The sequence below is a fragment of the Pseudomonas sp. AC112 genome (assembly GCF_979253545.1).
In genome coordinates, this window is sequence record NZ_CEEDCM010000001.1 from 5,386,120 (window position 1) to 5,397,958 (window position 11,839).

At 57.9% G+C, this 11,839-nt stretch carries 12 protein-coding genes; 7 read left to right on the forward strand and 5 right to left on the reverse strand.

Annotated features, from left to right (window positions below; translation table 11 throughout):
* Positions 1 to 25 precede the first annotated feature (25 nt).
* From AC0IYN_RS25140 to AC0IYN_RS25160, 5 genes are all read left to right on the forward strand, one after another.
* Positions 26 to 3,592, forward strand: coding sequence for a TipJ family phage tail tip protein (locus AC0IYN_RS25140; RefSeq protein ID WP_471843830.1), 3,567 nt, complete (start codon positions 26 to 28; stop codon positions 3,590 to 3,592).
* Between the two features lie 994 nt (positions 3,593 to 4,586).
* A complete protein-coding gene (locus AC0IYN_RS25145) occupies positions 4,587 to 5,999 on the forward strand; it encodes a hypothetical protein (protein ID WP_471843832.1) in 1,413 nt (470 codons plus the stop codon).
* The gene (locus AC0IYN_RS25150) at positions 5,996 to 6,370 is read left to right on the forward strand and encodes a hypothetical protein (RefSeq protein ID WP_406597085.1); all 375 of its coding nucleotides are present in this window, start codon (positions 5,996 to 5,998) and stop codon (positions 6,368 to 6,370) included. Before AC0IYN_RS25145 ends, AC0IYN_RS25150 begins: the two co-directional genes overlap by 4 nt.
* Before the next feature lie 58 nt (positions 6,371 to 6,428).
* Complete coding sequence (locus tag AC0IYN_RS25155) at positions 6,429 to 6,854, forward strand: structural protein (RefSeq protein ID WP_406597086.1); 426 nt, start codon at positions 6,429 to 6,431, stop codon at positions 6,852 to 6,854.
* Positions 6,851 to 7,366 carry a lysis system i-spanin subunit Rz gene (locus AC0IYN_RS25160; protein WP_471843835.1) on the forward strand — a complete coding sequence of 172 codons (516 nt, stop codon included), beginning with the start codon at positions 6,851 to 6,853 and terminating at the stop codon, positions 7,364 to 7,366. Before AC0IYN_RS25155 ends, AC0IYN_RS25160 begins: the two co-directional genes overlap by 4 nt.
* A 97-nt stretch (positions 7,367 to 7,463) precedes the next feature.
* Here the strand turns inward: AC0IYN_RS25160 and AC0IYN_RS25165 are convergent, their stop codons facing one another.
* The gene (locus AC0IYN_RS25165; RefSeq protein ID WP_471843837.1) at positions 7,464 to 8,207 is read right to left on the reverse strand and encodes an SOS response-associated peptidase family protein; all 744 of its coding nucleotides are present in this window, start codon (positions 8,205 to 8,207) and stop codon (positions 7,464 to 7,466) included.
* 101 nt (positions 8,208 to 8,308) lie between these two features.
* Here AC0IYN_RS25165 and AC0IYN_RS25170 point away from each other — a divergent pair, with 101 nt between their 5' ends.
* Both AC0IYN_RS25170 and umuC read left to right on the forward strand, forming a co-directional pair.
* A complete protein-coding gene (locus AC0IYN_RS25170; RefSeq protein ID WP_242173459.1) occupies positions 8,309 to 8,734 on the forward strand; it encodes a LexA family protein in 426 nt (141 codons plus the stop codon).
* A complete protein-coding gene (umuC, locus tag AC0IYN_RS25175) occupies positions 8,727 to 10,001 on the forward strand; it encodes a translesion error-prone DNA polymerase V subunit UmuC (protein ID WP_471843839.1) in 1,275 nt (424 codons plus the stop codon). Before AC0IYN_RS25170 ends, umuC begins: the two co-directional genes overlap by 8 nt.
* Positions 10,002 to 10,004: 3 nt before the next feature.
* Here the strand turns inward: umuC and AC0IYN_RS25180 are convergent, their stop codons facing one another.
* The 4 genes from AC0IYN_RS25180 to AC0IYN_RS25195 form a co-directional block, all read right to left on the reverse strand.
* A complete protein-coding gene (locus tag AC0IYN_RS25180; RefSeq protein ID WP_137200848.1) occupies positions 10,005 to 10,214 on the reverse strand; it encodes a hypothetical protein in 210 nt (69 codons plus the stop codon).
* A gap of 124 nt (positions 10,215 to 10,338) precedes the next feature.
* Positions 10,339 to 10,515: a DUF3606 domain-containing protein gene (locus AC0IYN_RS25185; RefSeq protein WP_177026657.1), complete on the reverse strand. Its 177-nt coding sequence runs from the start codon at positions 10,513 to 10,515 to the stop codon at positions 10,339 to 10,341.
* A gap of 512 nt (positions 10,516 to 11,027) precedes the next feature.
* Positions 11,028 to 11,300 carry a hypothetical protein gene (locus AC0IYN_RS25190; protein WP_471843842.1) on the reverse strand — a complete coding sequence of 91 codons (273 nt, stop codon included), beginning with the start codon at positions 11,298 to 11,300 and terminating at the stop codon, positions 11,028 to 11,030.
* Positions 11,301 to 11,831, reverse strand: coding sequence for a GNAT family N-acetyltransferase (locus AC0IYN_RS25195; protein ID WP_457238264.1), 531 nt, complete (start codon positions 11,829 to 11,831; stop codon positions 11,301 to 11,303). It abuts the gene before it with no gap.
* Between the last annotated feature and the right edge of the window lie 8 nt (positions 11,832 to 11,839).

Sequence of the window (11,839 nt, forward strand, 5' to 3'; positions counted from 1 at the left end):
GGTTTTTTTATGCCTGGAGAAAAGCATGGGCGCAGCACGCAAGATCGATGTTTATGGCGCCAAGGGCGGTTCCGAGAAGCCTAAAACCCCAACCGAGGCACCAGACAGCCTGCGCTCCGTCGCCATTGCGAAAATGCTCATTGCGGTGGGTGAGGGTGAGTTTGACGGTGCTCCGACCGCCAAGGACATCTTTCTCGACAATACGCCGCTGCGAGACCCGCAGGGGAACATGAACTTCCCGAACGTGAAGTGGGAGTGGCGCAGCGGGGCTGTGGACCAGTCCTATATCCAGGGCATCCCATCGGTCGAGAACGAAACAACCATCAGCACGGAGCTGCGCAGCGGCACGCCGTGGGTTCGAGCAATCACTAATACCCAGCTCTCGGCTGTACGTGTGCGCTTTGCCTGGCCAGCGCTCCAATCGGTGGATTCCGGCGGCAATATCAACGGTTACACGATTGGGTATAAAGTCGAACTCGCAACGGATGGGGGCACATACCAGGAGGTTTTGAACGAGGCGGTGTCCGGCAAGACCACCAGCCTGTACGAGAGAACTCGACGCATCAATCTGCCGCGCGCGACAACCGGGTGGCTTCTGCGGATCACTCGACTGACTGCAAACCAGAACAACAACAAAATCTCCGACACCATGCAGATTGCCGGCTTCACCGAGGTGATCGACGCCAAGATCCGGTACCCGAACACCGCGCTGCTTTACATCGAGTTTTCTGCTGAGCAGTTCCGCAGCATCCCGGCAGTGACGATCGAATGCGATGGCCGGAAATGGCAGGTGCCGAGCAACTACGACACCAGGTCGCGCACCTACACAGGTATCTGGGACGGAACCTTCAAGGAAGCCTGGACCGACAACCCTGTTTGGCACACTTACGGCATCACCACGAACGACCGTTTCGGCCTGGGCCGTCGCATCAAGCCGTGGATGGTGGACAAGTGGGAGTTATACCGCATCTCGCAGTACTGCGACCAACTGGTACCGGACGGGAAGGGTGGCCAGGAGCCGCGCTTCATTTGCAACCTGAACCTGCAGAGCAAGGCCGACGCCTGGTCGCTGCTGCGTGATATCTCGACGATCTACCGGGGCATGACCTACTGGGCCCAGGGCCAGGTCTTTACCCTGGCGGATATGCCGCGCGCCACCGATTTCGACTTTGCCTACACGCGGGCGAATGTCATCGATGGCAAGTTCACCTACTCGAGCGCATCGGAGCGCACCCGCTACACGCGGGCGCTGATCAGCTACGACAACCCGGGGAATAACTTCGATACCGATGTCACAGCTGTGACCGATGCCAAGTTGCAGCGACGCTACGGCGACAACCCGCTGGAGATCAGCGCTATTGGCTGCACCCGCGAATCCGAGGCCCAGCGCCGGGGCAAGTGGGCGCTGCTCACAAACTCCAAGGATCGGGCGGTTACCTTCAAGGTCGGCCTCGACGGGCGCATCCCGCTGCCTGGCTACGTGATCCCGATCGCCGACGAGCTGCTGGCCGGTCGGCCAGTGGGCGGTCGTATCTCGGCGGTGAACGGAAAGGTCATCACCCTAGACCGCGACACCCAGGCCAAGCCCGGCGACCGGCTTATCCTCAACCTACCCGACGGTAAGTGCGAGGGCCGCACCGTGCAACTGGTCAGTGGCCGGCAAGTCACGGTGACCGTGGCTTACTCCGTGCCGCCTGAGCGCGAATTGGTGTGGGCGCTGGACGCTGACGACCTGGCCATCCCGCTTTATCGCGTGGTGAGCGTTGCTCGGCCAGAGCCTGGCGTGTTCGAAATCTCGGCGGTCCAGTACGACCCAAGCAAGTTCGATCACATCGACACCGGTGCCCGCCTGGAAGAGCGCCCTATCAGTGTTGTGCCAATCACCGTTGTTCCTGCCCCGGCGAGCGTCGACATAACGTCGAACTACTCCGTGGACCAGGGCCTGGCGATCAGCACCATGAACATTTCCTGGCCTGCCGTGAATGGCGCGGTCGCCTATGACGTGGAGTGGCGCAAGGACAGCGGCAACTGGATCAAGCTGCAGCGCACGGGCACGACAAGCGTGGACGTGGCGGGGATCTACTCAGGCGCCTACCTGGCCAGGGTTCGCTCGGTGAGCGCATTCGAGATCTCGTCTATCTGGAAGAATTCCAACCTGACTAACCTGGAAGGGAAGGTCGGCTTGCCGCCGGCGGTGGCGTTCCTGAACACCACCAGCGAACTGTTCGGCATCGGTTTGAAAGTCGGTTTCCCTCCAGGTGCAGAAGATACCCAGCGGACGGAGTTTTGGTATGGGCAGGCGAATGATTTGGCGTCGGCCACCAAGCTGACCGACCTGACCTATCCCCAGTCGGACTACAGCATGCAGGCCCTCAAGGCTGGCGCGCAGTTCTTCTTCTGGGCGCGCCTGGTTGACCGGACCGGGAATATAGGGCCGTTCTATCCAGTCGGCAACGGTGTAATGGGGATGGCCAGCGCCGATGCGGATCCTGTGCTGGACCTGATCGCCGGCCAAGTCGGACGGACAGAGCTCGGCAAGGACATCACGGATGAGATCGACAAAATCCCAGGCCTGCAGGCGCAGATTGATGCGCTCGATGGGCTGTCGGCATACGACCATGAATCGGTCTACCTCAAGGGTGACCTGGTGGTGGTGGGGAAGCGTATCTACCAGGCCACACAGTTGGTGCCGGTGGATACCTCGCCGCCGAACGCCGGTTACTGGGTGGACGTCGGCCAGGTGCTGGTCACTGCTAATGGCCTGGCGCGTCAGGTCGAGATCAACACCACCAGCATCACCGAGCTGGACGGCGTGGTCACGGCCCAGGCGTCTAGCCTTCAGGCCTTGCAGTCAGGGTACCGGGACGATACCGGCGAGGGTGATCTCGCTGACGCGCTCCAGGGCTACAGCGCCTCGGCGAGTTTCGCGCAGGAAGTGAAGACGCGCGCCTCGCAGAACGCGGCCATGGTGCAACGCCAGACCGAGCTTACCGCCGAGGTGGGTGAGGTCAGTGGCTCCGTGACTGAGTTGGAAAGCGTCGTGGTCACCGACCGAGAGGCGACGGCCCAGGCTATCCAGCAGATCGGCGTCAAGATCGACGACAACTCTGCTGACATCCAGACCGTGAGCAAGGCCCAAGCCGACACTGACGGCAAGCTGTCGACGATGTGGTCCGTGAAGATGCAGGTCAACTCGGACGGTCAACTGGTCACCGCCGGGATAGCACTCGGCATCGAGGAAGAGGACGGCGTTGTTCAAAGCCAGTTTTTGGTGAGCGCGGACCGGTTCGCCATCGTCGGCACGCTGGCGGGCGGGCAAGTCTTCACACCTTTCACTGTGCAAAACGGTCAGGTCTTCATGCGCTCGGCATTCATCCAGGACGGCAGCATCACCATGCTGAAGATCGGTCAGGCGTTGCAGTCCGATAACTATGTTGCCGGCGTTCAAGGGTGGCGGTTGGATAAGGCCGGGAACTTGGAGTTCAACGGCCCTTCACCAGGTGGCGGTCGCCTGACAATGACCAATCGCGCAATTAAGGTGTACGACGAAAACGGCGTAAAGCGCGTTCAGCTTGGGGATCTTACAGCATGATAGGAGGGCTAAGAATATGGGGTGCCAATAACGCCCTTGAGTTAGATGAGAATTCTTTTACCGTAATGGTCACATACTCGGCGGTGATTACTAGGGTCGCTGGGGAAGATAGAACAAGGTTCATATCTATACCAGGAGTTAACCCGTCAATACATACTGCTGTCTTTGTTCCGGTAACAGACTATCGCACTGATGGGCAAAGTGGCACAGCCATTCAGTACATCCCCATAGTTAACTCAGGGGGCGTTACTGTCTACTTTGGGCAACCAAACACCAATGGCCCTATGGGTTTTGGGACCCCTCAGAGGCTTCTTGTTATGAGGGCTCGATAATGTCCTATGGACTAACTTTCACAAATAGCGGCGATACTGTTGTATTGGACTCTGAGTTCGCGCGCTTGGTTGTCCTGGCCAGAGGGACCTATGGTGGGAGTGGTGGAGCGAGTGTTGGATTCCCCTTCACCATAACATCCGCAGAACCACCATTGGTATTCGTGAGGCCGGCCCAATCAAACACTCTCTGCTTTTGTAAACTGTCTGGTAGTCCGGGCGCATGGACTGGGTTCTCTTTCACAGGCATTGCCGGCGTAGGCACTTCTGGGAGTTGGTTTTGTGCAGCATTCCAATCTGCACCCCTGGCTAAGTTCGGGCTTCGGCTTTGGGATGGCGGTGAAAGATTGCTATTTGATAACGGGACCGCTTGCGCGCAGTTCACTAGAACTATTTCCAGCTGGAGCTACCTGGGGTCTGAGCAGACAAGCCAAGGCGTTTATAGGCTTAGTTGGACTGCAAATACTCCCCTGAGTACAGGGGATTTTATGCTTCTAAATAATATTGCGATGGACGTGGCTGGAAGTTCTACCCGGCAGGGCAACCAATATGCAGTCTGGCAATATGAAAACAATAGATTAGTTATGCAAGTAATTGGTGTGGATATTCAAACTACTCTCTATACACCCGTGGTTTTTGCAAAACCTATCTCTTAGGGGATCTATATGACCTGGTACAAAACAGGCACAGTTGCTGTGACACCTGGCAGCAATGCCGTGCTCGGAACTGGGACGTCCTTCATCGCGAACGCTCGCGTCGGTGATGCGTTCCGCGGGCCTGATGGTGAGTGGTACGAAGTAACCAACATTGCCAGCGATACGGCGATATCCATCGCACCCAACTACCAAGGCGTGGCCGAGGCCGCTGGCGGTTACTCGCTGGCGCCAATGCAGGGATACGTCAAAGATTCGGCTGATGCCTTGCGGGCAGCCACACAGGTGATCGCCAGCGGTGTCGCCGACATGCAGGAGCAGGTTGCGGCTGCGACCGAGGCGGCACAGTCAGCAGGGCAGTCGAAGGTTGTGGCCACTGAACAGGCGGGCATCGCAACCGCTGCCGCTGAGGCTTCGAGTGACAACAAAAACGCCGCGCAACTGGCCGCTCAGCAGAGCCAGAACTCGGCCCAGGCGTCCGGTGCGGCTGCCGATCGGTCCGAGACAGCGCGTGATTCTATTGTTCAGTCGGAGCAAGCGGCGGCAGCTTCAGCGGCTGCGGCTAAAGACTCCGCAGATCGCGCTGAGGAGGTCACGGAAGGCAAGGCTGCAAGTGGCGCGAACAGTGACATTACCTCCCTTTCTGCATTGACGACCGCTCTGAGTGTCGCGCAGGGCGGGACAGGTTCGAAAAATCCATCAGACGCAAGATCTGCATTGGGATTGAAGTCAGCGGCAACTGCCGAGCTTATGACCTCGCTGTCAGATCCTACTGCAGGAAGGGTGATGGTTGTAGGCGCGTTCGGAACGGGCGGAACTGCAGGTGTAAGGCTTCCCGGGGATGACGCAAACGCCGTTGTGCCTAATGGCAACTATTGGACTCCTGCAGTCTGGACCGGGGCCCCTTATGTGGGAGCGGACTCAAAGAATCAGGGTTTTTTGGAAACCAGAACCTGGAGCACCAGCGGTGATGCAATTCAGGTTTGGCGGGGCATTATTCCAGCTTACGGCAGCTTTACCAGATTCAAAACTGAAGGCGTATGGGGCAGCTGGACTAACTCATCTGCTGCCGATATAGCCTTTACGTACGTGTATCCAAATGGCGGAAGTGCAGCTAGCCCGGCATCGGTATCGATTGGTTCTCGGTATGCCAGCCCAAATCCTTTTCCGGGGTTTCCAATTATTTGTCACGTGGAGTTGCTGATCTCCGGGATCTGGGAGACTCCTGGATGGTTCTCAAACGGACAAAGTGGGGGCTCTGGCACGCTATCCACTCCGAGGAGGGGCGGAGCAGTGGACGAAATAATTACAGCTACTGGTGGAATAGGTGTCGCCTCTGGTAGCGCTTTTGGCGGGGGGTCGTACAACTCAAGCACCCTGACTTCTGCTCCGGCCCGGATCAAAGTATGGAGGGTGAAAGGATGAAGTATTACGCCTTGGTCGGTTCGAATCTGCAAATGGTGGATGAGGCCGGGAGCGGCGCTCCTGAAGGTTGGATTGAAATGCTTGCCGTCCGGCCGGACGATGAGAACACCGGGGATTACACTGCGCAGGCTGATGGCACCTGGGCGATTACCCAGGAAACGCTCAACGCAAAGCTCATTCCAATCGAGTCATCCTGGCGTGACGCGCAAATGCCGATTGCCCAGCAGAACGTTACCGCCATCGAGTACGGCGAGGGAGATATCCCAGGCACCGCTCAGCAGTGGCAGAGGTATTGGCTGGCTCTGCGCAAGTGGACTGACACCAACCCCGACTTCCCTGATAGCAGCAAGCGCCCAGTGGCGCCGAGCTGATCACCACCCGAACACCGCCACCCGCCATGAGCGGGTATTTTTTTGCCTGGAGAAAAGCATGCCGATCACTGAAACCCGTGGGGTACGCAACCGCAACCCCGGCAACATCGACTACAACCCGGCCAATCAATGGCAAGGCCAGCTCGCGTCAGACCCTTCTATTGAGAAACGCTTCGCGCGATTCGATACACCGGAGAACGGTATCCGCGCCCTGGGCAAGCTCCTGCTGACATACCAGCGCAAGCATGGACTGAAGACCGTGAAGGCGATCATCAACCGTTGGGCGCCCTCGGTGGAAAACGACACTGCGGCGTACGTGCGCGCTGTTGAGGCGAACACCGGCACTCGGCCAGGCGCTGAGGTGGATCTGGCCAAGCCGGCGGTTATGGCTGGCTTCGTCAAGGCGATCATCCACCATGAGAACGCAGGCTATGCCTATCCCGACGCCGTTCTAGCTGAAGGCGTGCGGCGGGCGCTGGCATGACTTCTTGGCAGAAGCTGACCGGCCTGGTGGTGTTGATCCTGGTGTTGATGGTCGGGGCAGCCGGCGGCGCCTGGCAGGTTCAGGACTGGCGCATGGGAAAGAAGCTCGCCGAGCAGGCAGGCCTGCACAAGGATGATTTGGCAGCGATCAGCAATGCTGCCTCTGCCCAGGCGCGCGCCGAGCAAGACAAACGGCTGGCCCTAGAGCACAAGCTCTCCGGCCAGGACCAACAACACACCAAGGAATTATCCGATGCTCAGCGCAACCAGGCTCGCCTGCGTGACCAGCTTGCTACTGCTGATGTCCGGCTGTCAGTCCTCCTTGCCGAGGATCCAGCCGGTGGCTGCAACGTGCCTGCCGCCCCCGGCGCCGCCGGCGTGGTTCATGCAGCCCGTCGAGCCCAACTTGACCCAGCGCATGCTCAACGAATTATCGCCATCACTGACGCCGGCGACCAAGGACTGATCGCGCTGCGGGCGTGCCAGGCATACGTCAGGGCAGTTGTCCATTGAGCATACTGAACTACCCTTAAGGCTGGCGTTCGTATAGCGATCGCCTAGTCAACAGAAAAGGGGGACCATGGACAAGCGGCTTGCAGGCCTTTCATTTCTACTTACTCTCGGCTGGGTCACGGCGGTCGTGATCGTCATGTGGTTTTTTAGCCGATAAGTCTGGATCTATGAGCTCTGGACCTTGGTTCCTGACGTTGCCGACGGCTTTACCAACAGGGAACCACTCAAACTGTTCGGTCGGCTGGCACAGCTCTTTCGCGATTTCCTCGGCGCGCGCCGGCGAGAGGTCAGGATCGAGCCATTCATTGGCGTGCTCAGGGATAAGCACCAATGGCCGGCGGTCATGTATGTCGACCATGCCCTGATCGCTGGCAGCGGTGATGATGACGAAGCCGTCACCTTCGTGCGGGTCGAGGCCTGGGTGTACCTGGGCCAAGGCGCCAAAAAACATGGGCTTTCTGGTTTTCAATCTGATGAAGTAGGGCTGCTTCTTTTTCGGATCGTTTGGGTCTTTGACCCATTCGTACCAGCCTTCACTTGGTACGATTGCCCGGCCAGTCGGCCAAAGCTGTTTAAAGAACTTCCCGGTAGTCACGGTCTCGACCCGAGCGTTTATCGGATCGGGCCGCTTTCCCTTCGCCCAGAATGGCGCCCATCCCCAATGCACAGCATCAATGTGCAAACCATCCTCTTTGCTGTGCAGCAGTTGCACACGCGTCGACGGCGCGACATTGAACCGGTTTATTGGCTCGGCGTCGTAGCCACTGAACAGCTCGATCTGAGGGCTCAGCTCCTCGATATAGATCGCCATCCCCTCGTACTGCACGAATCGACCGCACATAGCCACACCTCCGCCCGTCGAAATCCCCTACAGAGAAATTGACCGCAAGCCTCGTACAAAGTTAACTGTATATTCGTACAGTATTTGAACAAGGCATTGTCATGAGCTTCAACATCCTGGGTCCAATCGCCAGCGGCGGCGCAAAACTGCCGCTCTGCTCGTTTCACGTACCGGCCGGCTTTCCGTCCCCTGCGGCCGATCATATTGAGCAGCATATTTCCCTGGATGAAGTACTCAACATCAGAGCTCCGCACGTCTACCTGGTGATGATCACGGGCGAAAGCATGCAGGGCGCCGGAATATTCGAGGGTGATCTGGCAGTGGTGGACCGCTCCATTGAGCCGGCCCACGGCCATATCGTGGTGGCGTTGCTCAACAATGACCCTATGTGCAAGCGACTGTGCAAGCGTGGCAAGGAAGTGATCTTGCTATCCGAAAACCCGAAGTACCCAGCACGCTACGTGCTGGAAGGTGACGAGCTGTCTATCTGGGGTGTGATCACCAGCACCGTGCGCAGCCATGTCTAATCCCCCAGTATTCGCGCTGATCGACTGCAACAGCTTCTATGCCAGTTGCGAGCGAGTGTTTCGGCCCGACCTAGCCAAAACGCCTATCGTGGTGCTCAGCAACAACGACGGCTGTGTCATCGCCCGAAGCTACGACGCGAAGCCGTTCATCAAGATGGGCGAGCCGTACTTCCAGATCAAGCACAAGCTCGAGCAACACGGCATTGTCCCGTTTTCCTCAAATTACGCCCTGTACGGGGACATGAGTGAGCGGGTCATGACGCTGATCGAGAGCATGGTGCCCGCCGTAGAGATCTACAGCATCGACGAAGCCTTCGCCGACCTCACTGGGATTGGTGAACTTGACGCGCTCGGCAGGCAGATCCGTGCCCAAGTACTTCGTTGCACCGGCATTCCCGTAGGTGTCGGCATTGCCAATACGAAGACCCTGGCCAAGCTTGCGAACCATACGGCGAAACGCTTGCAGGCTCAAACCGGGGGAGTGGTAAACATCGCCGACCCGATGAAGCGTGATTGGGTTTTGCGCAACACGGATGTATCTGAGGTGTGGGGCGTGGGCCGCAAAATGAAGCTCCACCTCGACGCCCTGGGCATTAAGTCCGCAATGGACCTGGCCAAAGCCGATCCTTGGACGCTTCGTAAGAAATTCAGCGTTGTCATCGAGAAGACGGCGCGCGAGCTGGCCGGCACCTCGTGTCTGGAACTGGACGAACCCGATCCACCGAAGCAAGAGATTTGCTGCAGCCGAATGTTCGGCATGCGTCTTACCGAGCTTGCCCCGATCAAAGAGGCGGTGGCCACCTACATGATGCGAGCCTCGGAAAAGCTCCGGGCGCAGAACTCCCTCTGCAAGAAGGTACGAGTGTGCATACGCACCGGCATGTTCAACCCAGACGAGGCGAAATATGCGAACGGGGTGGTAGTGGACATGCCTTATCCAACCGATGACGTTCGGCTACTCACCAAAGCCGCCGTTGATGCGCTCGACTGTATTTTCCGGCCAGGATTCAAGTACAGCAAAGCCGAGGTAATGCTGCTAAACCTCTGCCAGCCTGGCGAGTACACCGATGATCTGTTCGCGGTTTCGCAGCCGGCAGAAGCGACGCGGGTAATGTCGGTGCTGGACCAGATCAATGAAAGGTGGGGAAGGGGAACGCTGCGGTCTGCCAGCGTGCCAACGAACCCAGACTGGGGCATGCGCCGGGAAATGATGAGCCAGAGCTACACCACCAAGCTGGACCAGCTCTGGTCAGTGGCCTGCAAGTAGCGATTACTCCGGCGCCATGAGAACTGCGAGCGTCAATTTGATGAACTCTTCGTTGCCGTCGATGGTGTGCAGCGCACCCCGGATATTTTCTGCGACCTCGGCGGAGCCACGCTGCTCAACCCAGTTCGATAGCTCCATGATGGAAGCCTCAAGGGCCAGCTGGTTTTCGTACAGTTTTGAGAGCAGGGAAGGGAGTAGGTCTGAATTGGGCATAGCTGTTCCTCCGTAGATTGAACAGCGTAGCAGGCGATGAAATAGGGTATTTGATTTGAGTCGGCGGAACGCCGGGAGATGGAGTAAAGAGTTCGCCCCGTGAGAGCACGGGGCGAGACTGCTGCTATTTTCCAAGTTTCTTGCGGACGTCGGTAACCATCGGACCAACAGCCTTCACGGCCTCCTTGAGCTGTTGCTCCGTCACGCCGAACTCTTTGGTCCAATGCTTTACCTCCCAAGGTTCGGAGGTATTAACTCGCGCACGGTCCTGAGGGCCACGGTTTTTCAGATCGTCAGACATATTTCCACTCCCTGCGGGTTAGCCTGGAAGCGTCCAGGCGACTCCCGGTAGAGCATATGAAAGTAGTGGTAGTTCGATTGAGTTTACAGGAGGGGATTTCATTCGGCAGAACGCCGGAGGAGGGGCAAAAACAGTTCCGAAACAAAAAGCACGACCCGCATTCTACGCGGTCTCCAAGGCATAAAGTTCTTCTAGGTTTCGGAAGTGAAAGTGGCTGCAAGCCGCAGCCCGCTTGCGTTTCACGTACGGATTGCAAATCCGCCTACGCCGGTTCGATTCCGACCTCGGCCTCCACTCTTGAAAACCCCGTAGATTAACGTCTACGGGGTTTTTTATTGCCTGTACGTTGTGTACGTTCAACGTATTCATTGATCGCCAAATCGTCGAGCTGACTGTGGAGATTGACAGCGTCTGGCGGGAAAGTAGTTGTTCACTGTTTCTATGGTTTGTCCCGAGTTGTTGACTTCATAGGCGAGGACAGGCATCCGCAAATGTGCTGCTTTATCAACGCTTCAACGAGTGCCTACCGTGCTATCGGCCTCTGACCGTGTGATGCGCTGTGTCCTGACTTCTTCGGCATACACGCGCATTCTTTCCTGTTGCGCCGCCAACAAGGTGCCTATTTTCATCATCGCTACCGCCTCGTCCGGCGTCCTGCCGCTACCCGCCAGCGCCGTCAACTGAACCACCGCCCACCCAATCACCGCCGCCGCATCCTCCAGGTCGTAAAACAATTCCTGCTGTGCGGTCCTGGGGCCGTCCAGCCCTTGTATCAACTCGTCCATTCATTCCCCCAGCGGCTTCAGTTCGAGCCTCATCACATCCATTCCAATGTCGGCCAAATCCGTCTTGAACGGGATTTCCCCGATCTGCTTGAACCCAAACGCCTCATAGAAACGTCGGGCGTCTGGATTGGATTTGAGCACTGTCAGCCACACCATCCGTTCGCCGCGCTGTAGCGCCCGTTCGCAGATGAATTGCATGAATTGTTTTCCGTACCCCCGCCCTGCGGCGGCTTTCAGAAAGTAGATTTTGCGCAGTTCTGCACCCGTTTCTCCGGTTACCGGGGCGGGCGCTGACCAGTTGATCTTAGCCAGGCCTACGACCTGCGCGCTGTCGTCCGATGCAAGCAGCCATAATTGGCTGTCGGACAGCGCCAGCGATCGGCGCAGGGCATCGTGGGAAAAGTCGCGGTCGAGAAAGGCCTGCAAACCGGCGGGCGACCAGATGGGGGCGAAGTGTTCTCGATAGGTGGTGCAGCCCACTTCGCGCAGGGCTTCGATGTCGGCGTGAGTCGCTTGATGAATACGGAGCATGGTTTCCT

Excerpts from the sequence above, each read along its gene's own strand:
- AC0IYN_RS25165 (WP_471843837.1), bottom strand. The coding sequence starts at position 8,207 with ATGTGCGGTCGATTCGTGCAGTACGAGGGGATGGCGATCTATATCGAG.
- umuC (WP_471843839.1), top strand. The coding sequence starts at position 8,727 with ATGTCTAATCCCCCAGTATTCGCGCTGATCGACTGCAACAGCTTCTAT.
- AC0IYN_RS25145 (WP_471843832.1), top strand. The coding sequence starts at position 4,587 with ATGACCTGGTACAAAACAGGCACAGTTGCTGTGACACCTGGCAGCAAT.
- AC0IYN_RS25160 (WP_471843835.1), top strand. The coding sequence starts at position 6,851 with ATGACTTCTTGGCAGAAGCTGACCGGCCTGGTGGTGTTGATCCTGGTG.
- AC0IYN_RS25185 (WP_177026657.1), bottom strand. The coding sequence starts at position 10,515 with ATGTCTGACGATCTGAAAAACCGTGGCCCTCAGGACCGTGCGCGAGTT.
- AC0IYN_RS25170 (WP_242173459.1), top strand. The coding sequence starts at position 8,309 with ATGAGCTTCAACATCCTGGGTCCAATCGCCAGCGGCGGCGCAAAACTG.
- AC0IYN_RS25180 (WP_137200848.1), bottom strand. The coding sequence starts at position 10,214 with ATGCCCAATTCAGACCTACTCCCTTCCCTGCTCTCAAAACTGTACGAA.
- AC0IYN_RS25195 (WP_457238264.1), bottom strand. The coding sequence starts at position 11,831 with ATGCTCCGTATTCATCAAGCGACTCACGCCGACATCGAAGCCCTGCGC.
- AC0IYN_RS25190 (WP_471843842.1), bottom strand. The coding sequence starts at position 11,300 with ATGGACGAGTTGATACAAGGGCTGGACGGCCCCAGGACCGCACAGCAG.
- AC0IYN_RS25140 (WP_471843830.1), top strand. The coding sequence starts at position 26 with ATGGGCGCAGCACGCAAGATCGATGTTTATGGCGCCAAGGGCGGTTCC.
- AC0IYN_RS25155 (WP_406597086.1), top strand. The coding sequence starts at position 6,429 with ATGCCGATCACTGAAACCCGTGGGGTACGCAACCGCAACCCCGGCAAC.
- AC0IYN_RS25150 (WP_406597085.1), top strand. The coding sequence starts at position 5,996 with ATGAAGTATTACGCCTTGGTCGGTTCGAATCTGCAAATGGTGGATGAG.